Consider the following 23,302-nt stretch of genomic DNA (forward strand, 5'->3'; position numbering starts at 1 on the left):
CCGCTCAGGGCATGCACATTTCACACACAGGCGCGGCTGTGGACATAGGCGCAGGGTCGAGGGGCCGGGGGGTTCCGTTGAAGGGCCGCACGTTCGTACGGCGGCGGTTGCTCGGGGGCGTGGCGTCGGTCGCCGTCCTCGTGCTCGCCGTGGGGTCGCCGGGGGTCGTCGGCTCGGCGGGGGCGGCACCGGCCGCCGCGCCGGGGGAGACCGTACTGCCCGCCGGGGTCCGAACCGTCCCGCGTTACGCGGGACTTGAGGGATACGGCGACACGGGACTGCTGTCGCAGCCCGAGGGCGTGGAGCATCAGCAGTGGACGGACTACGCGACCGGGCAGTCGCGGGACCTCACCGACTTCTCGCGCTGGGACGGCATCCAGGGGCGCCTCGGTCTGGCCCAGTCCGACACGGCGTACGAGGTGCTGGGGCGGACCCCGGACACCGTCCGGTTCCGTGACATCGCGACCGGCGCGGACCGTGGCACGGTCACCGTGCCGGACAACCTGTACTCGCTGGGGGTGGCGGGCGTCGCCGTCGTGGCCTACGAGGGCGCGGGCCCCCAGGACATGACCGCGCTGCACGTGCTCAGGCCCGCGGCCGGCGGCGGGACCTCCGACACGGTGGTGAGCGGGTTCCCCGCGGGCGTGCGGATCCAGGGGCCGGTGGTGCGGGACGCCCGTTCGCTGGTGCTGCACTACCTCGTGCCCTCGGCCGACGATCCGGAGGTCCTCCTCGACCAGCTCGCCGTCGTCGACCTGCACGACGCCACCGTCACCCCGCTCTTCACGCCGTACAAGCCGAACCTGTCCTGGAAGCCGCTGCTCACCCACGACTACGTGGGTTACTGGCTGCCCAACCTGGGCGCCCGGCTGGTGCGCCGGGACGACCCGCAGGGAGCGGCCGTCGACATCCCGGTGCCCATCACGGCAGGAAAGACCGCGCTCACCGTCGTCGGGGACCACCTCGTCTCCGTCGAGGACCACACCCGTGCGCTGCTGACGAAGCCGCTCAGCGGTGGCGAGTGGCAGCAGCTGCTCCCGCAGGCGGAGATCTCGCTGACGCAGGCGCCGGACGGGTCGGCCATCGTCACGGGCGGCTCGGGGCCCGCGGACTGGGGCGTGCAGCGGGTGACGCAGTCGTCGCCGGGAGCCGGGCCCACGGTCACGAAGATCCTCGACCTGCCGCCGGTGCCGGCGGCCGTCGACGGGCTGGCGCTCGCGGCCGGCACGCTCACCTACACCGACCAGACCAGCACGTCCTCGTCGTACCAGGTGATGTGGAACACCCGCACGGTGTCGGCGGGTTCGCCGCCCGAGGTCGGCCCGGTGCGGTCGGACGGCGGCCGGGCCAAGCCCTGCAACGCCAGTGCGGCCTGCCTGCGGTTCCAGGGGCTCACGGACGGCTCCGTCGTCTACGACGACGACCCGGGAAGCACGAGCGGTTCGATCCACCGACGCCGGCCCGACGGTCTGACCGACACGGCGACCATCGGCGACGGGGACACCCAGGTGGTGGCCACGGACGGCATGAACACGCTCGCGGCCGACGGCACCAAGCTGTACGTCTTCGACTGGGCGCACATGAAGGTGCTCGCCACGCGCACGGCGACGGCGGGCGCGCTGTGGGGCGGCCAGCTGTGGACCACCGCCTCGACTCCCGGCCACCTGACCCTGACCCGGCTCGGCTCGGGCAACCCGGCCGTGGACGTCAACGTCGGTTCGGGCTGCGCACCCGACGAGGTGCAGGCCGTCGGCCGCTTCGTCTACTGGGCCTGTACGGCGCAGGGGAAGGCCGGCGTCTTCGACCGCTCCCGGGGCCGTTCGGTGGCCGTGCCGACCGGCGCCGCGCTGCTGGCCGACGGCTTCCTGATCCGGCACGACATCCTCCGCGCCAAGCTGGTCCGCACGGACGTCACTTCCGGCAAGGCGGTCTCCGCGGACGTGGCGGACCTGCCCGCGGCGGGGAACCTGGACGGACGTCTCAGCTCCGACCGGGGCGTCCGCTGGACGCTGGAGGCGAACGGGAACCGGCTGGCGTACGCGGATTCGGTGGAACGCATCCACATCCTCACCGCCGGCACCCTCGCCGCGCCCGTGCGCCGCGACCATGTCGGCCGGGACGGCCTCGCCGACCTGCTCACCCTCAACTCCTCCGGCACGCTCACCTTCCAACAGGGCGACGGCAAGGGCGCCTTCGCGGGGAAGGTCTCCGGTGTCGGATGGTCGGCCAAGGTGGTGGCGGTGCCGTTCGGGGACCTGAACGGGGATCGCTGCGACGACGTGCTGGTGCGGATGACGGACGGCTCGCTGCGGGGCTACAAGGTGCCGTGCGGGAAGGCGCCGACGCCCGCGATGCCGTACACGAAGCTCGGCGGTGGCTGGAACGGCTACAACGTCCTCACCTCGCCCGGTGATCTGACCGGTGACGGGCGTGCGGATCTGCTGGCGCGGAAGGCTTCGACCGGGGACGTGTACCTCTTCGCGGCGAAGAGCGACGGGACGCTGGCGGCCGGGAAGCGGATCCGGTCGGCTTGGGGCGGCTTCACGAAGATCGTCGGTGCCGGGGATCTGAACGGAGACGGCATCGGGGACGTCCTCGCCCGCGACAAGTCGGGCACGCTCTGGCGCTACAACGGGGTGAGGGGCGGAATTTCGACAGCCCGCGCAAAGGTATTCGGAGGCTGGGGATCGACGTACAACACGGTCGTCGGCGTCGGAGACATCACCGGTGACGGGAAGAACGACCTGGTCGTACGGGACACCGCCGGGCACCTTTACCGGTACGGCGGGAAGGGCAATGGTTCCTTCGGCGGGCGGGTGCTGATCGGGAGCGGCTGGCAGGGCTACAAGGGCATTTTTTAGCCATGTTGTGATGCATGTCACGCCCCTGGCGAGGGAATCGCTGGGGGCATGACAGATGACGCCATAGCGAGCGGGCAGTCGGGCCCTTCCCCCTCGGGACTGTCCGACGAAGAACGGCTTGCCCAGCTCGGCTACACGCAGGTCCTTGCCCGCCGCATGTCGGCGTTCTCCAACTACGCGGTCTCCTTCACGATCATCTCGGTCCTGTCGGGCTGCCTCACGCTCTATCTGTTCGGCATGAACACCGGCGGCCCGTCGGTGATCACGTGGGGCTGGGTCGCCGTAGGCCTGATGACCCTGTTCGTCGGCCTGTCGATGGCCGAGATCTGTTCGGCGTACCCGACGTCGGCGGGCCTGTACTTCTGGGCGTACCGGCTCGCGCCGCCCCGTACCGCCGCCGCGTGGGCGTGGTTCACGGGCTGGTTCAACGTGCTCGGGCAGATCGCGGTGACCGCGGGCATCGACTTCGGCGCCGCGTCCTTCCTCGGTGCGTACCTGAACCTCCAGTTCGACTTCGAGGTGACGAAGGGCCGGACGGTCCTGCTCTTCGCCGGGATCCTCGTCCTGCACGGCCTGCTCAACACCTTCGGCGTGAAGATCGTCGCCCTCCTCAACGACATCAGCGTGTGGTGGCACGTGCTGGGCGTCGGCGTGATCGTCGGCGCGCTGGCCTTCGTACCGGACCACCACCAGTCGGCGTCCTTCGTCTTCACGAAGTTCGTGAACAACACGGGCTGGGGCAGCGGGGTGTACGTCGTCCTGCTGGGCCTGCTGATGGCGCAGTACACCTTCACCGGTTACGACGCCTCGGCCCATATGACGGAGGAGACGCACGACGCGTCGACGGCGGGCCCGAAGGGAATCGTCCGGTCGATCTGGACGTCGTGGATAGCGGGCTTCGTACTCCTCCTGGGCTTCACCTTCGCGATCCAGAACTACGACAAGGAGCTCGCGTCGCCGACCGGCGCACCGCCGGCCCAGATCCTGCTCGACGCGCTGGGCGCCACGGCCGGCAAGCTGCTCCTCCTGGTCGTCATCGGGGCGCAGCTGTTCTGCGGGATGGCCTCGGTGACGGCCAACAGCCGCATGATCTACGCCTTCTCGCGCGACGGCGCGCTGCCCTTCTCCAACATCTGGCACACGGTCAGCCCGCGCACCCGGACGCCGGTGGCGGCGGTGTGGCTGGCGGCGGTGGGCGCGCTGCTGCTGGGGCTCCCGTACCTCATCAACTACACGGCCTACGCGGCGGTGACGTCCGTCGCGGTGATCGGGCTGTACATCGCGTACGTCATCCCGACGCTGCTGCGGCTGGCCAAGGGCGAGGCGTTCGAGCGGGGGCCGTGGCATCTGGGCCGCTGGTCGCGTCTGATCGGGATCGTCTCGGTGGTGTGGGTCGGGGTGATCACGGTCCTGTTCATGCTGCCGCAGCTGTCCCCGGTCACCTGGGAGAGCTTCAACTACGCCCCGATCGCGGTCCTGGTGGTCCTGGGCTTCGCGGCGGCGTGGTGGTTCGCGTCGGCCCGGGAGTGGTTCCTGAACCCGGAGCACGAGCGGACACGGGCGCGGGAGGCGGCCCGGGCGGCGGGCCCGACGGCGACGACCAAGATCTCGGGGAGTGTCGGGGGCGTCGGGGGCGTCGGGGGCCTCGGAGGGGGGCCGGAAGAGGTCGATCCCTGACACTCCCGACGCGCCACCCGGCCTCGGCACGGCCGTGTCCCCGATACCCGATCGGAGACACGGCCGGGTCCGGCTATGCTCGGGGAGGCAACATCGCCTGGGCCCTTAGCTCAATTGGCAGAGCAGTGGACTTTTAATCCATTGGTTGTGGGTTCGAGTCCCACAGGGCCTACGGAGGTCAGAGCCGTTTCGTGGCTCTGACCAGCGGTTTCGTGGCCCCGCCCAGTCCTCCTGGCCGGGGCCACACCATGTGTGGATGCTGTCTGCGTGAGCGGGGGTGCCGAGAGGCAGTCTGGCTTGTTCAGCCGTCACGCCCTTTCTCGGGGTTTGCCGCCGCAGGCGTGCCCCCCTGTTTGGCATCGAAGGCGTTGGTGAGACCGTCGAGGTGGTCGGCAAGGTCCCGGAGCCGATCCGCGTGTGCCGTGAGGCTGTCCGAGAGACGACGCAAGTCGTCGGAACCATGTGGATGCCAGTCGCCGTCCATCTCGACGTTCACGAAGGGGACGTGACCGGGTGAGCGCGTGGTGAACGGCCGCTGTTCGAAGCATGCACGCAGAACTACCGCTGTGCCACGGCTGGTTGAGGTTGTGAATTCGTAGTCAGAGCTTGTGTGCGTGATGTCGCAGCGGTAGCCGCCAGGCTGATGCTCTTGCTCGCTTCCTGCGCACCAGTCGGGTTCCCAGACGGTGACAGTCCCGTGGTCGCACGTGGGGACAGTTACTGTCCGGGACGAGTTGCCGTGATCCGGCATGAGCGGGTCCTTGTTCCGGTAGTCATTGGCCCTGGGCCGGCGTGGAGCGGGGATCCTGATCCCGGCTCATTCCTCGTTCAGGAGTTTGGCCGCGGCCTTCGGATCCATGAGGGTCGACCAGGCTTGCTCGGCGGGAAGAAGGGGGCGGCTGGGGAGTGCGTACTCGGGGTACCAGAGGGTGGGATCGCAGCCGGGGACATGCCGCAGGATGACCGCGATGAGATCGTCGGGGACGGAGCCGGTGATGCGCACCGCAGCATAGGTCTCATGGCCGTCGTCGGCGCGTACGAGGATGCCGAGGCGGAAGGCGGGAAAGTCGGCGGCGTGCTCATGCCCGTCGTGCAGTGATCCACGAGCCAGCTCCCGGACAGCCGCAGCGAGATGACGGACGAGCCGGGTACCGGCTTCGAGTTGGTAGCGGTCACGGTCGTTCTGGTCAGGGAGGAGATGCCCGACGTACGTTTTGGTGCTCAGGGGCTGACGGTTGTCGGCGTTATAGCGGGCTCGTGCAGCCCTCGCGTTCGTCTCCAGGGCTGAGTAGAAGTCGTCTGGTGACCCGTCCTCGCGTTGCCCGGCGGCGATGAGCCAGGGCAGGTCCTCGTCGGTCCAGACCGCTCCGCGCCAGCGTTGGACCTTGACTTTGAAGAGCACCTCATCATCGACCGAGCGGATCCGCTCATGTCCGGCCTCGTCGTCGGCAAAGCACTCCCGGGCCTTTGCCAAGATCGGATGATCCAATTCATCGAGCGGCTCCCGGGCTGACGGTAGCGGAAGTTTCAAGTCCTCCCGGAGTGCACGGAGGGTGGGGCGAGCGGGCCGCACGGATCAGTCGTCCTCGCCCACTCCGCCGAGTTCCTTGATCCGCTCGGGTGACAGTCCGGTGAGCAGCGAGACGCTCGATTCCACGGACCCGTCCAGCTTGCGCATCTTCTCCAGCATGTTGGCCCGAACCTCCTCACGGCGGATCTCCAAGTAGGTTCGGACGGCCTCAGCGACCAGGTCCTTTTTTGTCATGCCCAGAAAGTGGGCGCCGTCCGCGATCAGCTCGTCTATGGCCGCATCGACTTTCAACGGTGCTGTCGTCCGGGTTGTCCGACTCCGGGATTCTTCAGTGATCCTCATACTCTGCTCACGCCCTCTCTGGTACCAAAAGATACTCCTATTCTTCTCTACTCACCAGCGATGAGTGGACATCGAAGGCTGCTCGACCTGCTGTCGCTCGATAGGCATAGCGCTCGCTCCGTCGGCGTGCCGGTTGGCGTCGGTGCGGCCCTCGGGCCGACGAACTGGGCGAGGCTGCCCTCGTGGCCGAGCCCGAAGTGCGACGGAAGGTTGGTGGAGTCGCGTCAGTGCTCGAAGGTGCGCTTCGCCGCCCATGGCGCGGCCAGCGAGTGCACGATCAACTCCGTCGGCCGGATGTTCGGCTGCGCGTCCGACTTCGGCCGCCGCGCCATCCGGGTGGTGCCGCGATACCAGGCCGGAGTCCAGCCATGAGAAAGGCCTCAGCCGTGAAGACCCCGCTCGGGCCGAGTCGACGTCCTCAACTCATCAATGGCCAAGACGGTAGGCGGCCAGCGCGAAGCCATGCGTGGAGGGCGATTCGCTGGAGACCCCGCCTCTGTACGGTCATTGCCGTCACCGCGTTCGGCGAACGCCTGGACCGGCACGGCACCGAGCCGGGATTCACCGCCGTCCTCGCGTACGCGGACGGACATCCGGTCGGCTACGTCTACGGCAACACCATCGAGCGCGGCGACCGCTACTGGCAGCGCACCAGCCCGGCGCCGGCCGAGATGAGCGTCCGGCCGTGGCCCTGAAGGAGATCGGCCGGCCGACCTGGCGGAAGACCCGCACCGCCCGCCGCATCCACGATGCCCTTCTCGCCACGCGCAACGAGCGGTACGTCACTCTCATGGTCAACCCGGCCGCCGGGGACGGAAAGGTTCACGAGCTCTACAAGCCGTGGGGGTACGAGGACATCGGGCAGAGTCCGCCGTCACCGGCCTCACCGGTACGTCATCGCCTACGAACAGCTCACACACAGGCTTTGTGGCGGCTTTCAGGCAAGCAGACCGCCAAGTCGAAGTGGCGCTCGCCCCATCTGGTCAAGCGCACTTCTTGGCTGTGTCGCGACTGCAAAATGCCAGAGTCAACCAGTGGTCAAGGTCGTAAGTCCAACGCAAAGAGAGCCCGTTTCGTCGCATGGGGTGCGCTGGAATCAAGAGGGCAGATCATCGCTTTGCGTACCGCTCGATTACTTGGCGAATTAGGGTCAAGATCATCTTTGTCGGGAAATCCAGGCGTTGACCGTGAATGGGTGCGTGGTAAACCCTTTCGGGGCGGCATGTTCATGACCGGCTGAATGTCGCGGTGTCACGAGGTTTCGTGCCAAGGGGGCTGTGTCATGAACGTACGTCGATTCAGAGTGCTCAGAGCCGGGGTGGGGCTCGTCCTCCTCGCCGGTCTCACCTCAGCCATTCCTGGCGCGGCGATGGCTACGCCCGCCGTGGGCAGCGGTTTTGCGGCTGGCACGAAACCAAGGCCCGTCGATTCGCAGCACGCGATGACGCTCGCCCAGCGCCGCACACAGGTCGAGCGGGACCGCGCCTCCGGTTCGAGTGCCGCCTCGGTCGTGTCCAAGCGTGGCTCTCGTCCGACCTCGTCCGCCCTGCACAAGGCGATCGACAAGGCGCGGACGGCGGCCCCGGAGCGCGATGGGACGTCGACGTCTGTCGCTGCGGGAGCCGATGCGGCTGCCGACACGAGCGTATGGGGCGTTCCTGACAACGTCGTCATGTCGGGGCCGGGCGGCGATCCAAGGTCCTGGGCCAACACGGAGGTCTCCCCGGGTGCGTTCAACACGGGTGCGGTCGTCCCGGGCGAGACGCTGACGCTGGCCGCGGACATCTGGGACTCGGCCGACGACTACGACTCGACCAGCGGAACGTATCTGGATGTGACGGCCACGGTCCACGTCACCTGGGAACTCTCCGGCTGCGGCGCGAACGTCACCATCGACACCGGTCAGGTCGTAACCGCGCACTCGTCGTTCACACAACTGAACACCAGCAACGGCGGCCCCACACCGGCCCCACCGCGCGTGTCCGCTACGTACACGGTGCCCGCGACCTGCCCCACCGGCGGATCCACCTACCTCAGCCTGGACGTGGTCGGAACGGTCACGGACGCCGGCGGCACGGCCGGCGGGACCGCCGTGAACGCGCACACCTTCTCCAGCCTGCAGGCCGCCCAGACCTACGGGGGCCGCTGCGGCGGCACGGCCTCCGGGGCTGCTCGGCCGCAGGCGCTGGACTGCGACCCGGTCAACACGGCGACCGGCGCGTTCTCCGAGGCGTTCACGGACGCGACCGTGGCCGGTGCCGGTGTGCCGTTCATGCTGTCGCGCGACTACTCCTCCAACGACACCACGCCAGGCGCCCTGGGTACCGGCTGGACGCTGCCCTGGGAGACTTCCCTCTCGGTGGCCGCTAACGGTGACGTCACGCTCCGCGACGAGAACGGCTCCACCTTCACCTACACCAAGACCTCTACCGGCACCTTCACCGCACCGGTTCTGGCCCGCTCGACCCTCGCGGCGGTCTCCAGTGGGGGCTACACCCTGACCACGGTGGACGGCCAGGTGCTGACCTTCAGCGCGGCGGGGCTGCTCACCAGCAGGAAGGACCGTTCCGGCCAGGGGCTGACGTTCACTTACGCGGGGACTCAGCCGGTCACGGTGACCGATGCCGCCGGGCGGGCGGTGAGCCTGTCGTACAGCGGCGGCACGCTCAGCAGCGTGACCCTGGCCGACGGTCGGCACGTCAACTACGCCTACTCCGCAGGCCGGTTGACGACGGTGACCGGCCTCGACGGCGGTGTCACCACCTACACGTACGACACCGCGGGCCGGCTCTCGAAGATCAACGACCCGCGCGGCCACGACGTGGTCGGTAACGACTACGACTCCTCCGGACGCGTCGTCACGCAGACCGACGCGGCCGGCGGGAAGAGCACGTTCGCGTACACCAGCGGGGAGACCGACATCACCGCCCCGGACGGCGGCGTGTGGAGCGATCTGTACGCCGGCGGCCTGCTGACGGCCCGTTACGACCCGTTCGGCAACCGGACCTACTACGGCTACGACGGCTACGGCAACCGCACCTCCGTCCTCGACCCGCTGGGGGCCCACACCACCGACACCTACGACACCTCGGGCCACCTGCTCACCCATGTCACGCCGGTCGCCACCGAGCGATGGACCTACAGCTCCGGCAACGTCGCCACCTACACCGACGGGCGCTCGGACAAGACGACGTACGGCTACGACTCCGCGGGGCGACTGACGTCGATCACCGATCCCGCGGGCGGCGTGACCAACCTGACGTACACGACGGCTGGCCTCACGTCGTCGCTGACGACGGCGCGGGGCAAGACGACGTCGTACGGCTATGACACCGCCGGGAACCTCATCTCGGTCACCTCGCCGCTGAGCGAGAAGACCACCTACACCTATGACACCGCTGGCAGGCGGCTGACCAGCAAGGACCCGCTGGGCAACACGACCACTTACGTCTACGACGCCACGGACGACATCACCTCCGTCACCGACCCACGCGGCAAGAAGACGTCGTACACCTATGACGCGGCGCGCAACCTGACCTCGGTGACCGACCCACTCGGCGCGGCCACGACCTATGCCTACGATGCGTCGAACCGCCTGACCTCCGTCAAGGACGCGAACGGCGGGAGCACCACCCGCTCCTACAACACGGCTGGCCTGGTCGCCTCCGTCACGGATCCGCTCGGCGCCGTCACGAGCTACGGCTACGACAAAGCCGGCCGGCTGCTGACCACGATCACTCCGCGCGGCAACGCCTCCGGTGCCACCCCGGCCAAGTACACGTGGAGTTACGGCTACGACAGTGCCGGGAACCGGCTCACCGTCACCGATCCTGCCGGCGCGACCACGGCCACCGCCTACGACGCCGATCACCGGCCGGTGAAGGTCACCGATCCGCTCGGCAGGGCGACCACGTACACCTATGACGCGGACGACAACACCACCAAGGTGACCAATCCGCTGAGCCAGAGCGTCAGTTGGACCTACGACAAGACCAACCACATCACTCAGGTCACCGACGGGCGCTTCTACTCCACCGCGTACGCCTACGACGCCGACCATGATCTGACGTCCGTCACCTCACCCTCGGGTGAGAAGACGTCCTACACGGTGGACGACGACGGCCGCCGGATCACGGCCACCGACCCGCGCGGCAATGTCACCGGCGCCAACGCCGCCGCCTACACCTGGTCCTACGCCTACGACGCCGACGGTAACCCGGTCACCGTCACCGACCCCACCGGGGCCGCCACCCACCGCTCCTACGACGCGGACGGCAACGTCGCCTCCACCACAGACGGCCGCGGCAACTCCACCACCTACGCCTACGACGCCGACGACCACCTCACCACCGTCACGGCACCTGACACCGGCGTGACGACGTACACCTACAACGCCGTCGGCGACATCACCGGCCGCACCGACGCCAACAACCGGACGACCGCGTACGCCTACGACACCGACCACCGCCTCACCAAGACGACCGACCCCCTCGGCCGGGCCGTCTCCTACGCCTACGACCCCGACGGCGACCCGACGGTCACGACCAACGCCCGCGGCCAGACGATCACCACCGCGTACGACGGCCGCGGCCTGCCGACCGGCCGCACCTACAGCGACGGCACCGCCGCGGTCTCCTACACCTATGACGCGGCCGGTGAGGTCACGGGCCTCACGGATGCCACCGGGAGCCGTACCGCCACCTACGACACCGCGGGCCGCCTGCTGACCCTCTCCGCTCCCGGCAGCAGTACGCCGTTCACCTACACCTACGACGCCGACAACGACGTCACGGCCCGCACATACCCGGACGGCTACCAGGCGACCTTCACCTACAACTCCGACGACGAGGTCACCGCCCAGACCGCCAACTCGGCCAGCACCAAGTACGCCTACGACGCCGCCGGCAACCTCACCACCACCACGCTCCCCACCACCAACGGCTACACGGAGACCCGCACATACGACGGCGCCGGCCGCCTCGCCACCATTGCCTCCGCCAACTCCACCACCACCCTGGCCAGTTGGTCCGCCACGCGTGACGCGAACGGCTCCCCCTCCACCGTCACCTCCACGCGCGCCGGCACTGCACAATCACCGACCAGCTATACCTACGACCCCAACGGCCGCCTGCTGTCCGAATGCACCGCCCCCTCCGGCTCCACCGGCTGCCCCACCGGCTCCTCGAAGATCACCTACACCTACGACAAGGCCGGCAACCGCCTCACCAAGGCGACCGCCACGGCCACCACGAACTACACCTACGACGCGGCCGACGAACTGACCAAGGCCGTCACCGGATCGACCACCACCGCCTACACCCACGACGCCGACGGCGACCAGACCGCCGCGGGCACCACCACCTACAAGTACGACGCCGCAGGCGAACTCTCCGGCGCCACCGTCGGCTCCACCACATACGCCTACACCTACGACGCGACGGGCAACCGCACCACCACCAAGACCAACGGCACGCTCTCCCGCACCACCTACTGGGACGTCAACAACCCGCTGTCCCAGATCGCCGACGAGACCAACGGCTCCGGCACCCTGATCGGCGACTACCGCTACGACCCCCTCGGCGAGCCCCAGACCCTGCGCACCACCGCCGGTACCTACTACGACCACCACGCCCTGTCCGGCTCCATCACCGACCTCACCAATTCGGCCGGAGTCGACCAGACCAAGTACAGCTACGACGCGTACGGCAACACCACGGCCACCGCGCTGGTCACCGGCGCGCCCGCCAACCCCTTCGCCTACACCGGCCAGTACCAGGACCCCGCCGGCACCGCCCTCGGCTACCAACTCCGCGCCCGCACCTACGACCCGAGCGCCGGTCGCTTCACCAGCACCGACCCCGCCCCCGCCTCCCTCACCGAACCCGCCACGTCGCCCTACGCCTACACCGACGACGACCCGACCACCCTCACCGACCCCTCCGGCGCCTGCCCCGAATGCGTCAGCGCAGCCGTCGGCGGCATCATCGGCGGAGTCTTCGGCGGCATCAGCTACTCCATCAGCCACCCGAACGACTTCAGCTGGAGCGGCCTCGGTACCTCCGCCGCCAAGGGCGCCCTCTACGGCTTCGGCGCCGGACTGCTGATGCCCGCGACCGGCGCGGGGGCCGCCGAACTCCTTGGCCTGGAAGAAGGCAGCACGGCCGCCACAGCGACCTCGGCTGCCGTCAACGCGGGCGTGGGCGCCGCCTACACATGGGCCTTCGACAACGCCCTCTGCGAACCCACCACCCCCGGCGACCTGCTCCTCGGAGCACTCGGCGGCGCCTTCAGCGGACTTGGCCGCGGTGGGCTGGGTGAGCCCCGCGCCATGGTCGAAGGGACGACGCCCGCCGGGAATCGCATCATCAGCACTGAGCAGTCACTTCAACAAAACGCGGCGTCTGTAGGGGCCAGGGATTTGGGTGAAGCGTTCAGCGGAATTTACAGCCCTTCGACCGGTAAACTTGAAGCTCGGCTAAGCGGTGTTGTCCCGCCCGCTCTAGTCGTTCGCAACGGCGGACACAACATCATCAACCGTGAAAGCTTCGGGCGGGCCGACGACACCGTTGCATTCACCGCCATCATCACAGCAGACGGACTCAAGGTGACCTGGAAATCAACGGGCGTCAATCTGTTCAATCATGAACAGCTTGAGGCGCCGGACGAGTACCGCCAGCCGATTCTCGACTTGCTGGAGAGTCTCACCGGCCTCAGGGCAACGGGGTAAGCGTGAGCGATGAGATCGTCATCGGCGGGTTGCCGGTTCCCCCGAGTCTGCTCTCGCTGATCAGATCCGGGAGGTGGGTCTCACCAGGTGATGAGATCCTCCTCGATATCTTCAATGAAGAGCCGGTACAGCCTTGCTTCTACGGAGAAGCCATGCTTATCGGTGAGAACCGTGCGTGGCATACGGATCCAGAAATTGCAGGACCGCCACAGCCACTCGTAGAGGGAAGCCTGGGAATCTTCGCCGAACGGTCACTGGTGATCGCAGACCTTGGCCCCTCGATGCCCATCGTCCTGGATTATCGCGAATCGCTCACCTCTCCACGCGTGTTGTACTTGAGGGGCTTGGCATGGGTACTGATCGCTACGACGTTCGAGGAACTCGCTCGCCGGCTGTTCCCGCAGCAGGAAGCCTGAGAACCGGCGTTACGTGGACCTGCTGACCGCAGGCCCGGGGGAAGGCCGTCGACGCGGATCTTGCGGAAGGATTGGACGCATGGCTCGATGTGCGTCCCTGATCGGCAAACGTAGGCGTCAGTGAGCCCTCGAATCCGTTCCAGCTGATCCAACTTGCGTGAGCGATGCGTGAGCGGATGGTGCAGCAGCGGCCATCACAGAGTAGACCGCGCATCAATCAATACCTGTCCTGACCAGGCGGTTCCGGACCTGGAAGAAGCATCCGGAACCACCCAGCAAGCTTTGGCCAGGACTTTTAATCCATTGGTTGTGGGTTCGAGTCCCACAGGGCCTACGGGTCGTAGGCGGGGGTAACCCCTCTGACCTGCGAAGGAGCGCCTCGATCGGGTTTGTTCGGTCGGGGCGCTTCCAGGTGCAAGGGTCTGCGCGTGAGCGACTGTGCCGGGTGACCGACGGGCGGGTCATCGTCTTCACGCCCGCCACTCGGCCCGAGGGCGCGGCCACCGCCCAAGGCTGTCCAGGGTGTGCGCCACCACGGTGCACGTGTGACCCGCTCGGTCGCCGTCCACGAGGCCCCCCTCGCTGCCGGATCCCGGCTGGTTCACCGCAACTGCAGCGCCGTTCACGATTCAGCTCGTAGGCGGTTGACGGGATCCCGTCCGATCACTTCGACCGGGCGGGATCTCTGCGTTTCGCAGGACGGGTGGCAGGCACCCTGGCGGGCGGCGCCCGTAATCCGCTGTTCACCACCTCCTTCGAGAGCAAGAATCGTCCGCATGTCTGCGATCCCTGGTGGAACGACCGCCTTCCACGACCTGTCCGCGTTCCTCGCCCAGCCTCGCGTCAACTCCCTTGCGCTGTCCGCCGACGGCGGCCGTCTCGTCGCCGCCGTGCAGACGCTGTCGGAGGACCGGACCAGGTTCGTGTCCGGGCTGTGGGAGATCGATCCGGCCGGGGAACGCGAGGCGCTGCGCCTGACCCGGTCGGGGAAGGGCGAGTCCGGGCCCGCGTTCGGCCCGGACGGGGTGCTGTACTTCCTGTCGGAACGCGAGGACGACAGTGCGGAGGGCAAGCACGAGGGTGCCGCGCTGTGGGCGCTGCCCAGGCGTGGTGAGGCCGCCGTCGCGGCCCGGCACCCGGGCGGGATCACCGCGTTCACCGTCGCCCGGGACTCCGGCGCGCTGGCCCACACCGCCGGGCTGCTGCCCGGGGCCGCCGACGCCGACACGCACGGCAAGCTGCGCACGGCGCGCAAGGACGCGAAGGTCACCGCGATCCTGTACGAGGCCGGGCCGACCCGCGCCTGGGACCGCGATCTCGGCCCCGAGGCACAGCACACCTTCGTGCGCGCGGGGGCCGAGGGCGCCGTGGTCGACGCCGGCGGGCAGGGCGTCGGCCTCGAGCACCCCGGGGACGTGGCGCTGTCGCCCGACGGGACGCGAGTGGCCTACACCCGGTTCGTTCCCGGCCGGGTGCCCGCCGAGAACCGCACCGCCGTGGTGGTGGCAGACGCGGCCACCGGCGAGGAGGTCTTCGTCCTGGGCGATGTGGAGCACCTCTACGAGGCGCCGGTGTTCACGCACGACGGCTCGGCGGTCGTGTGCTCGCGGATGACGTGGCCGACTTACGACGAGTCGATGGACGTGACGCTTGTCCGGGTCGGCGTGGACGGCGGCGAGGCCGTCGATCTGCTGCCCGGGTTCGACAACTGGCCCGTTGGCGCCGTCTGTTCGCCGGTCGACGACGCCCTCTTCTTCGTGGCCGATGTGGAGGGGCACGCGCCCGTCTTCCGGCGGGACACGGACGGCACCGTGACCCGGCTCACCGCCTCGGGCGCGTACGGCTCGCTCTGCGTGGCCCCCGATGGGCAGACGCTGTACGCGCTGCGCAACGCGATCGACTCGCCGCCGCGTCCGGTCAGGTTCGAGGCCGGCGCCGCCGGTCAGACGCCGGTCGAGCTGCCCGCCCCCGGTGCGTTCGACGCGCTGCCGGGCACCCTCACCGAGGTGCACGCCAACGCGGCGGACGGGTACCGGCTGCGCGGCTGGCTCGTGCTGCCCGAGGGCGCGTCGGCCGAGAACCCCGCGCCGCTGCTCGTCGCCGTGCACGGCGGACCCCAGGGCAGCTGGAACGGCTGGACCTGGCGATGGAACCCGTGGCCGTTCGCGGCCCGCGGCTACGCGGTGCTGCTGCCCGACCCGGCCCTGTCGACCGGCTACGGTCAGCAGGGCCACCGGCGCGGCTGGGGGCAGTGGGGCGGGGTCCCGTACACGGACGTGATGGCGCTGACCGACGCAACCGAGGCCCGTGACGACATCGATGCCGCGCGCACCGCGCTCGGGGGCGGCTCCTACGGCGGCTACATGGCCAACCGGGTCGCCACGAGCACCGATCGGTTCAAGGCGATCGTGAGCCACGCGGGCCTGTGGGACCTGCGGTCCTTCCAGGGCGACACCGACGTGCCCTGGTACTTCCAGTGCATCTTCGGGGACCCGGTGACCCGGCCCGAGCGGTACGAGGCGCACTCGCCGTACCTGGACGCCGCGAAGATCCGTACGCCGATGCTGGTCATCCACGGCGCGAAGGACTACCGCGTGCCGGTCGGCCAAGGCGCCGCGCTCTTCCAGGATCTGCAGCGGTTCGAGGTGCCTGCGAAGTACCTGTACTTCCCGGACGAGAACCACTGGATCCTCTCCCCGGGCCACATCCAGGTCTGGTACGAGGCGTTCCTGAACTTCCTCGACCACCACGTCCTCGGCGCCGAGTGGCAGCGGCCCGGACTGCTGTGACCGCGGGCGGGCGTCGACCTTCGACGAGGCGGAATCGCCGCTTTCGGGCAGGAACGGCCGCCGCTTCACCGCGGCCACCGACCAGCGCTACGTGTGGCTGGAGACGGCGGCAAGAGTCCCACACGGCTTACCGGTGGCGGGCGGGCGCTTCCGTGTTCTCAGGGGGTCCGCGGCCAGAGGGCGTCGAGGATCACCTGGACCTGGGTGATCAGGCGCGGTGCGTCGACGCGGCCGGGGTCGGTGAGGGCCAGGCGGCCGAAGTGTTCCGCGCAGGCGACCAGGGCGTGGGCGACGATCTGTGGGTCGAGGGCCGGGCCTTCGGTTCGGTTGGGGAGGGTGTGGGAGATCCAGGCCTCGACGCGGCGTCGGAAGCGGTCCCGGTCCGCCTCGATGCGGTCGCGGACGACGTTGGGCATGTTGCCCGGCGGCAGCAGGATCAGGCGCCAGGTGTCGGGGTCCTCGTGGAGCATCGTGGACATCCGGCGCACTGTCTCCGAGATGAACGCGGCGGGGTCGCTCGGGTCCGATGCGCCGGGGATCGTCTTGAGCAGGCTCCCGAACGCATGCGCCTGCTGGCGGTCCAGCAGCGCCGTCAGCAGGCTGTCGAGGTTGTCGTAGGCGCCGTAGACCACCGAGCGGGCGACGCCGGCGCGCTTGGCGATGGCGTCGATGGAGACGCGGTCGTAACCGTCGTTCACGATCACGGCCAGGGCGGCGTCGAGGAGTTGTTCGCGGCGCTGCTCGATGGGGACGCGCGGGGCGTACGGGCGTCGCTTGCGGGGCCGGTCCTCCGGTGCGGGGGACGAAGACGTGGGCGCAGACACCTTGGCAGTTTACGACACTCGTGTCTTAATTGGCTCCATGGCGAAGCTGAAGCGCGGGGAGATCGAGCCCCACGAGGACTACGGGTTCTTCGGTCCAGGCTCGGTGGTCTGGAAGGTCTGGAGCCATCCGACCGCTCCCACCGTGGGTTTCCAGCGGGCCGTGGTGGTCGAGGAGCTCGACCCGCCGCTGGTCGCCGCCGTCCACGCCACGCAGGGCATCTACCGGCGCTCCCGCACTCGTTACGACCGGACGCTGAAGTACTTCGCGATGGTCGCCTTCGCCGGGTCCCGGGAGGTGTGCCGGGCCGCGGACGTCCTGGTGAAGGTCCATTCCAAGGCGATCGGGCAACTGCCTTACGGGGGTGGGAACTACGACGCCAACGACCCCGACTCCCAGCTGTGGATCCAGCTCACCGGCTGGCACTCGATCCTCTACGCGTACGAGAAGTACGGGCCCGGCAAGCTCTCCGCGCAGGAGGAGACGGAGTACTGGGAGGCCTGCGCGCTCGCCGCGGAGCTGCAGACCTGCTCGGCCGACGACGTTCCGCGCACCCGCGAAGGTGTCCGGGCGTACTTCCAGCGGATGCGACCGCAGCTGTCCGCCAGCCCGATCGCCCGGCAGGCCATGAACCACCTGCTCAGGACCGAACTCGTCCTGCCGCCGGTGCCGTTCTGGGCGAAGCCGGCGAGGCTGGCGGTGGCGCGGGCGCAGCGGATCGCCACGATCGCCACGATGCCGCGCTGGATGCGCGAGCTGGCCGGGATCCGCCAGTCCCGTCTCCTGGACGCGCTCATCGTGCCGGTCATGAAGGCGTCCTTCGCGCTCGCCCACCTCGACCCCCGCGTCGAACTACGCCTGTTGGGGCTCATCTCGCCCTCCACCGTCCCGGTGGTCGCACCGGTCAAGCTCGGCGTCCCGCCCCGCAAGGAGGAGGTGCTGACCCCCGCGGAGGCCCGCGCCCGCCACGGCTACCCCAGGCCCGCCGAGGCCCACCTCGAATTCCGGGCCCGCCAGGCCGAACGCGTCTTCGGCGCGGGCGAGGAACCGAGCGAGCAGGGCCTCGTCGAGTCCCAGGAGATCCTGGGGCCGCTCGCGTAGCCGGGTGCTGTGCCCTCTCGCGTTCCTACGCGCCCTCCGTGGCCTTCGCGTCCCTACCCGCCCTTCCTGGCACGGACGACCGCCGAATGCATGCCGTCGGCCACGGGATGCGTCGCCGTGATCTCGACGTCCTCGAACCCGGCCGCCTCCAGCCCCGCCCGGTACTCCGCGAAGGACAGCGCGCCGGCGATGCAGCCGACGTGGTCGCCGCGTTCGGCGCGCTGGGCGGGGGTGAGCGTGTCGTCGGCGACGACGTCCGAGATGCCGATACGGCCGCCGGGCCTGAGGACGCGGTGGGTCTCGGCGAAGACGGAGGGCTTGTCGACGGAGAGGTTGATGACGCAGTTGGAGATCACGACGTCGACGGTGTCCGCGGGGAGGGGGATGGCCTCGATCGTCCCCTTGAGGAACTCGACGTTCGTGGCGCCGGCCTTCCGTGCGTTGGCCAGGGCGAGTTCGAGCATCTCGTCGGTCATGTCCAGGCCGTAGGCCCGGCCGGTGGGTCCGACGCGGCGGGCGGAGAGCAGGACGTCGATGCCGCCGCCGGAGCCGAGGTCCAACACCCTCTCTCCCTCGCGGAGTTCGGCCACGGCGATGGGGTTGCCGCAGCCGAGGGAGGCGGCGAGCGCTTCCGCGGGGAGGGCGGCGCGTTCGTCGATCGCGTAGAGGGCCGACTCGGGTTCGCAGCAGGCGGTGCCGCCGCCCTCGGTGACCTTCAGGGCCGCGGCGGCGTACCGCTGTCGGACCGTCTCGCGCAGGTCTGTGGACTGATCGGACATGGCGCACTCCCTTGAAGCGAGATTCCGCTGGAGCGAGATTCCACCTTCACGTGAAAATCCACCTGACGTGAGCTTCCACCTTGGATCGAAGAGTGTCAATATAGAAGAGTGTCGAATCAAGACCCTGATGTGATGGAACTGGCGAAGGCGTTCAAGGCCCTCGGCGACCCGGTGCGGCTCCGGCTGCTGTCGATGATCGCCTCGCGCGGGGCCGGCGGCGAGGTCTGCGTGTGCGAGCTGACCCCGGCCTTCGAGCTGTCCCAGCCGACGATCTCCCACCACCTCAAGCTGCTGCGCCAGGCCGGCCTCATCGACTGCGAGCGCCGCGGGACCTGGGTCTACTACTGGGTACTCCCCGGCGCTCTGGACAGGCTCGCCGGGTTCCTGACCGCTCGGGAGGCCGCCGGGGTCGTGGACACCGCCGCCCCGCGCCCCTCCGTACTGTTCGTCTGCGTCCACAACGCCGGGCGTTCGCAGATGGCCGCCGCTTTCCTCACCCACCTCGCCGGTGACCGGGTCGAGGTCCGCTCGGCCGGGTCCGCGCCCGCCGACCAGGTCAATCCCGCCGTGGTCGAGGCCATGGCGGAGGCCGGGATCGATGTCTCCGCCGAGACACCGAAGATCCTCACCACCGACGCCGTACGGTCCTCGGACGTCGTCGTCACCATGGGCTGCGGAGACACCTGCCCGGTCTTCCCGGGCAAGCGGTACCTGGACTGGCGCCTCGACGATCCGGCAGGCCAGGGCGTCGACGCCGTACGCCCGATCCGCGACGAGATCGAGCGACGCGTGCGCGGACTGCTGACCGAGCTCGGCTGCTGCGACAGCAACTCCCCTCTCCCTGCGATGGACTGACGGACTGTCCGGTAATCGCGGGTCCGTGGGCACGCGTACTGGTCGCTGTCTGGGGCCTTTGCTAGGAAGGGAGGCGGGACAGGGCTGCCGAGGGGCACGACGGCGTGCGACGAGGGGATCCGGCTTGCTTGTGCAGGGGGCACCGACCGAGGTCTTCCGCCCGTACGGCAGCAGGGACCTGGAGGCGCTCCTGAGCCGGTCGTCGCTGTCCGCGTCGTACCGGCTGCAGGCGCGGGCCGTCGCCGAGGTGCTGCCCTTCCGCGCCAACTCCTATGTCGTGGACGAGCTCATCGACTGGTCCGCCGTACCGGACGACCCGATGTTCCGCCTCACCTTCCCGCAGCCGGAGATGCTGCCCGACGGTGACCGGCAGGCGGTGGCCGGGTTGTTGGCGGGTTCCGCGCCGCGGTCGCAGGTGCAGGGTGTCGTACGGGGCATACGCGCGCGGCTCAATCCGCATCCGTCGGGGCAGCGGGAGCGGAACGTGCCCGTGGTCGACGGGCGGGCCGTGCCGGGGATCCAGCACAAGTACCGGGAGACGGTGCTGTTCTTCCCGCGGCGCGGGCAGACCTGTCACGCGTACTGCACGTACTGCTTCCGGTGGGCGCAGTTCGTCGGCGACGCCGATCTGCGGTTCGCCGGTGAAGTGGAGCCCGTGGTGCGGTACTTGGCGAGCCGGCCCGAGGTGAGTGACGTACTGCTGACCGGGGGCGATCCGCTGGTGATGTCAGCGCGGATGCTCGCCGGGTACGTCGAACCGCTGCTCGCCGAGCCGCTCGCGCACGTGTCGATGCTGCGGATCGGGACGAAGGCGCTGAGTTATTGGCCGTATCGGTTCGTCAGCGACCCGGATGCGGGCGAACTGCTCGCCCTGTTCCGGCGGGTCGTGGCCGCCGGGCGGCGGCTGGTGGTGATGGCCCACTACTCCCATCCGCGGGAGCTGGGCACCGGCATCGCGGTGGAGGCGGTCCGCCGGGTGCTGGAGACGGGTGCCTCCGTGCGGGTGCAGGCCCCGCTGATCCGGGGCGTCAACGACGAGGCTGCGCTGTGGCAGGAGCTGTGGTCCTCGGCCGTACGGCTGGACATGGTGCCGTACTACATGTTCGTCGAGCGGGACACCGGGCCGCAGGACCACTTCGCCGTGCCGCTCGGGCGGGCCTGGGAGATCTACCGGGACGCGTACGCGCGGGTTTCGGGGCTGGCTCGGACCGTGCGCGGGCCGGTGATGTCCGCGGACGAGGGCAAGGTGTGCGTGGACGGGGTGCTGGGGGCGGGGGAGGAGCGGGCGTTCGTGCTGCGGTATCTGCAGGCGCGGGAGCCTAGTTGGGTCGGGCGGCCCTTTCTGGCCCGGTTCGATCCGGCGGCCACCTGGTGGTCGCAGTTGCGACCCGTTGCGGGTGCCGACCAGCTCCAATCCGTCGCCGGCGGCGGGGAGTTCGACCCCTTCGCGGTCACGAGTGGAGCAGGCCGGTGAGCAGGTCGACCTGGGCCGCGGTGATGCCGTGCGGGGTGAGGTCCAGGTCCGTGCCCTCGACCGGCTCCCAGCGGCTGACCGTGGGGTTCACCTCTATGACGACCGGGCCGTCGGGGCCCTCGACCAGGTCGACGGTCGCGAGGTCCAGGCCCAGCACCTCAAGGCAGTTGACCAGGATCCGCTCCAGCTCGTCCGTCAGCTCGGCGGGGGCCCACCGCAGCGGGTGCAGCAGGCTGCGCACGCTTCCGTCGGGCGCGGTGCTGACGTGGTAGTGGCACGAGGCGACCCGGCCGCCGATCACCACCGCGCGCAGATCGCGGCCCGGGTTCTCCACGAACCGCTGGGCGCACAGCACATGGTGGCGGCGCAGCCAGTGCCACAGCACGATGTCCTCGCGCAGCCCGAGCAGACTGCCCCGCTGGCCGCCCCCGCCACCGGGCACCAGCCGGATCACGTCCACCGAGGCGTGCCCGGTGATCGGCTTGACGATGACGTCGCCCCAGTCCGCGAGGCACCGCTCGACCTCCTCGGCGCTGCGCACGGCCCGGGTCGGCGGCACCGGGAGGTCCGCCGCGGCGAGCCGCGCCGCCTGCCGCACCTTGTTCTGGCAGACCCGCAGCGAGCCCACCGGGTTGACCAGCCGCGCGCCCTGGTCCTCCAGCATCGTGAGCCAGTCGTAGAGCAGCGCGAGGTCGCCCTCGGTGTGCCGGGTGAGCACCCGGGCGGTCACCACGGCCAGCCGCGGCGCCTCGCGGATGCCCTGCGGGCCGGCGAACCCGGGCGGCACGGCGTACGGCTGGATCTCCGCCCAGTCGACGCGCTCCGCTGGAATTCCCCGGTCGGTCAGCGCCGCGCAGAGCGTGTCGACCTCCCAATCGCTCTGGATCCGGTCGAGCAGCCACACGGACTCGCCCACCGCCACCTCCATAGCCACGTCGGATGGACTCAGTATGACGACACGTGTGTTTCTCGGGCCGACACTTCCGGTCGCCGAGGCCGAGAAGACACTGCCCGGGGCCGAATTCTTTCCGCCGGTCTCCGTCGGTGACGTCCTGAGAGCGGTACGGGCCGGCTGCGGGACAATTGTGCTGGTCGACGGGTATTTCCAGGGCGTTCCCTCGGTGTGGCACAAGGAAATCATGTACGCGTTGCATCAGGGTGTCACCGTGATCGGCTGCTCCAGTATGGGGGCGTTGCGCGCGGCCGAATTGTGCCGGTACGGAATGCAGGGATATGGCCGGATCTTTTCGGCATACAACGATGGTTCCTACGAGGACGACGACGAGGTCGCCGTGATCCACGGGGACGCGGAATCCGGATATCGCCCGCTGTCCGAGCCGATGGTCAACATCCGGTACGGCCTCGAGCTCGCCCGGCGCGCCGGGGTGATCTCCGGAGAGCTGGAGGAACGGCTGGTCAGGCAGGCCAAGCGGGTGTTCTACGCGGACCGGCACTGGTCCCGGGTGATCGCGGACGCGGGGCCCGGCGAGACGGCCGACCGCCTCCGCCGCTTTCTCCGGGAGACCGACACCAACCTCAAACGAGCCGACGCGATCGAGACATTGTGGCGCATTGCCAACGGTGAACTCCACGCCTCCGCGCCCGCCGAGGATTTCACCTTCGAGGAGACCTACAGCTTCCTGGTTCTTCAGGAAAGCGAAGGGCATTGCTAGCATCGGCCACTGATTGTCATCCAGTTCAAGGAGGGCACATGTCGAACGCGATCCGGCAGCAGGTCACCAGCTCCGGCGCGGCCAACGCCGTCAAGGGCTCCGTGCACAGTGCGGGCGCCGCCAACTCCGTGAAGCGCCGGGTGAATTCCGCCGGTGCGGCGAACGCCGTCAAGGGCTCCGTGCACAGTGCGGGCGCGGCCAACGGCGCCTGTTGAGCCTGCCGGAATACCGGGGGGTCGGATCTTCGCAGGCCCT

General features: G+C 69.2%; 16 protein-coding genes, 1 tRNA gene and 3 pseudogenes. 14 read left to right on the forward strand and 6 right to left on the reverse strand.

Annotation, left to right across the window (positions count from 1 at the left end; all coding sequences use genetic code 11):
- Positions 1 to 77: 77 nt before the first annotated feature.
- From ABZ848_RS24515 to ABZ848_RS24525, 3 genes and pseudogenes are all read left to right on the forward strand, one after another.
- Positions 78 to 2,861, forward strand: a complete 2,784-nt coding sequence (locus tag ABZ848_RS24515; protein ID WP_360835124.1) for a VCBS repeat-containing protein — start codon at positions 78 to 80, stop codon at positions 2,859 to 2,861.
- A 48-nt stretch (positions 2,862 to 2,909) separates the two neighbouring features.
- A pseudogene (locus tag ABZ848_RS24520) lies at positions 2,910 to 4,442 on the forward strand (amino acid permease); the annotation flags it as partial.
- A 195-nt stretch (positions 4,443 to 4,637) separates the two neighbouring features.
- Positions 4,638 to 4,710 (forward strand) — tRNA-Lys (locus ABZ848_RS24525).
- A 129-nt stretch (positions 4,711 to 4,839) separates the two neighbouring features.
- Here the strand turns inward: ABZ848_RS24525 and ABZ848_RS24530 are convergent.
- The 3 genes from ABZ848_RS24530 to ABZ848_RS24540 all read right to left on the reverse strand — a co-directional run bounded on the left by ABZ848_RS24530 (position 4,840) and on the right by ABZ848_RS24540 (position 6,303).
- A complete protein-coding gene (locus tag ABZ848_RS24530) occupies positions 4,840 to 5,034 on the reverse strand; it encodes a hypothetical protein (protein WP_360835126.1) in 195 nt (64 codons plus the stop codon).
- Between the two features lie 321 nt (positions 5,035 to 5,355).
- Entirely contained in the window at positions 5,356 to 6,027 is a 672-nt protein-coding gene (locus tag ABZ848_RS24535; RefSeq protein WP_360835128.1) for a hypothetical protein, read from the reverse strand.
- 87 nt (positions 6,028 to 6,114) lie between these two features.
- Entirely contained in the window at positions 6,115 to 6,303 is a 189-nt protein-coding gene (locus ABZ848_RS24540; protein WP_360835130.1) for a hypothetical protein, read from the reverse strand.
- Between the two features lie 321 nt (positions 6,304 to 6,624).
- Here ABZ848_RS24540 and ABZ848_RS24545 point away from each other — a divergent pair, with 321 nt between their 5' ends.
- The 5 genes and pseudogenes from ABZ848_RS24545 to ABZ848_RS24565 all read left to right on the forward strand — a co-directional run bounded on the left by ABZ848_RS24545 (position 6,625) and on the right by ABZ848_RS24565 (position 16,343).
- On the forward strand, positions 6,625 to 6,783 hold the full coding sequence (locus ABZ848_RS24545; protein WP_360835132.1) for a hypothetical protein: 159 nt from the start codon (positions 6,625 to 6,627) through the stop codon (positions 6,781 to 6,783).
- Positions 6,784 to 6,887: 104 nt separating this feature from the next.
- A pseudogene (locus ABZ848_RS24550) lies at positions 6,888 to 7,303 on the forward strand (GNAT family N-acetyltransferase); the annotation flags it as partial.
- Positions 7,304 to 7,852: 549 nt separating this feature from the next.
- The gene (locus tag ABZ848_RS24555; protein WP_360835134.1) at positions 7,853 to 13,138 is read left to right on the forward strand and encodes an RHS repeat-associated core domain-containing protein; all 5,286 of its coding nucleotides are present in this window, start codon (positions 7,853 to 7,855) and stop codon (positions 13,136 to 13,138) included.
- Between the two features lie 2 nt (positions 13,139 to 13,140).
- Positions 13,141 to 13,554, forward strand: coding sequence for a hypothetical protein (locus ABZ848_RS24560; RefSeq protein ID WP_360835136.1), 414 nt, complete (start codon positions 13,141 to 13,143; stop codon positions 13,552 to 13,554).
- Positions 13,555 to 14,330: 776 nt separating this feature from the next.
- Entirely contained in the window at positions 14,331 to 16,343 is a 2,013-nt protein-coding gene (locus tag ABZ848_RS24565; protein ID WP_360835138.1) for a S9 family peptidase, read from the forward strand.
- Between the two features lie 158 nt (positions 16,344 to 16,501).
- Here the strand turns inward: ABZ848_RS24565 and ABZ848_RS24570 are convergent, their stop codons facing one another.
- Positions 16,502 to 17,167: a TetR/AcrR family transcriptional regulator gene (locus tag ABZ848_RS24570; RefSeq protein WP_360835140.1), complete on the reverse strand. Its 666-nt coding sequence runs from the start codon at positions 17,165 to 17,167 to the stop codon at positions 16,502 to 16,504.
- Between the two features lie 37 nt (positions 17,168 to 17,204).
- Between ABZ848_RS24570 and ABZ848_RS24575 the strand changes: the two genes are divergently transcribed.
- Entirely contained in the window at positions 17,205 to 18,266 is a 1,062-nt protein-coding gene (locus ABZ848_RS24575; RefSeq protein WP_360835142.1) for an oxygenase MpaB family protein, read from the forward strand.
- Between the two features lie 53 nt (positions 18,267 to 18,319).
- Here the strand turns inward: ABZ848_RS24575 and arsM are convergent, their stop codons facing one another.
- On the reverse strand, positions 18,320 to 19,045 hold the full coding sequence (gene arsM / locus ABZ848_RS24580; RefSeq protein WP_360835144.1) for an arsenite methyltransferase: 726 nt from the start codon (positions 19,043 to 19,045) through the stop codon (positions 18,320 to 18,322).
- 132 nt (positions 19,046 to 19,177) lie between these two features.
- Between arsM and ABZ848_RS24585 the strand changes: the two are divergent.
- From ABZ848_RS24585 to ABZ848_RS24595, 3 genes and pseudogenes are all read left to right on the forward strand, one after another.
- A pseudogene (locus ABZ848_RS24585) lies at positions 19,178 to 19,402 on the forward strand (metalloregulator ArsR/SmtB family transcription factor); the annotation flags it as partial.
- Between the two features lie 54 nt (positions 19,403 to 19,456).
- Complete coding sequence (locus tag ABZ848_RS24590; protein WP_360835220.1) at positions 19,457 to 19,900, forward strand: arsenate reductase ArsC; 444 nt, start codon at positions 19,457 to 19,459, stop codon at positions 19,898 to 19,900.
- Between the two features lie 130 nt (positions 19,901 to 20,030).
- Positions 20,031 to 21,374 (forward strand): lysine 2,3-aminomutase, encoded by a 1,344-nt coding sequence (locus tag ABZ848_RS24595; protein WP_360835222.1) that lies wholly within the window; start codon positions 20,031 to 20,033, stop codon positions 21,372 to 21,374.
- On the opposite strand, the gene ABZ848_RS24600 is transcribed toward ABZ848_RS24595, so the two are convergent.
- Positions 21,352 to 22,290, reverse strand: a complete 939-nt coding sequence (locus tag ABZ848_RS24600) for a hypothetical protein (RefSeq protein WP_360835146.1) — start codon at positions 22,288 to 22,290, stop codon at positions 21,352 to 21,354. The two genes, ABZ848_RS24595 and ABZ848_RS24600, sit on opposite strands and share 23 nt — an antisense overlap.
- A 34-nt stretch (positions 22,291 to 22,324) precedes the next feature.
- Here ABZ848_RS24600 and ABZ848_RS24605 point away from each other — a divergent pair, with 34 nt between their 5' ends.
- Complete coding sequence (locus ABZ848_RS24605; protein ID WP_360835148.1) at positions 22,325 to 23,047, forward strand: TfuA-like protein; 723 nt, start codon at positions 22,325 to 22,327, stop codon at positions 23,045 to 23,047.
- A gap of 38 nt (positions 23,048 to 23,085) precedes the next feature.
- Positions 23,086 to 23,262 carry a hypothetical protein gene (locus ABZ848_RS24610; RefSeq protein ID WP_360835150.1) on the forward strand — a complete coding sequence of 59 codons (177 nt, stop codon included), beginning with the start codon at positions 23,086 to 23,088 and terminating at the stop codon, positions 23,260 to 23,262.
- The last annotated feature ends 40 nt before the right edge of the window (positions 23,263 to 23,302 follow it).

It is taken from the genome of Streptomyces sp. NPDC047081 (genome assembly GCF_040643775.1).
Classification (GTDB): domain Bacteria; phylum Actinomycetota; class Actinomycetes; order Streptomycetales; family Streptomycetaceae; genus Streptomyces.

Coding starts and splice junctions, on each gene's coding strand:
- ABZ848_RS24610 (WP_360835150.1), top strand. CDS start 23,086: ATGTCGAACGCGATCCGGCAGCAGGTCACCAGCTCCGGCGCGGCCAAC.
- ABZ848_RS24540 (WP_360835130.1), bottom strand. CDS start 6,303: ATGACAAAAAAGGACCTGGTCGCTGAGGCCGTCCGAACCTACTTGGAG.
- ABZ848_RS24605 (WP_360835148.1), top strand. CDS start 22,325: ATGACGACACGTGTGTTTCTCGGGCCGACACTTCCGGTCGCCGAGGCC.
- arsM (WP_360835144.1), bottom strand. CDS start 19,045: ATGTCCGATCAGTCCACAGACCTGCGCGAGACGGTCCGACAGCGGTAC.
- ABZ848_RS24575 (WP_360835142.1), top strand. CDS start 17,205: ATGGCGAAGCTGAAGCGCGGGGAGATCGAGCCCCACGAGGACTACGGG.
- ABZ848_RS24565 (WP_360835138.1), top strand. CDS start 14,331: ATGTCTGCGATCCCTGGTGGAACGACCGCCTTCCACGACCTGTCCGCG.
- ABZ848_RS24555 (WP_360835134.1), top strand. CDS start 7,853: ATGACGCTCGCCCAGCGCCGCACACAGGTCGAGCGGGACCGCGCCTCC.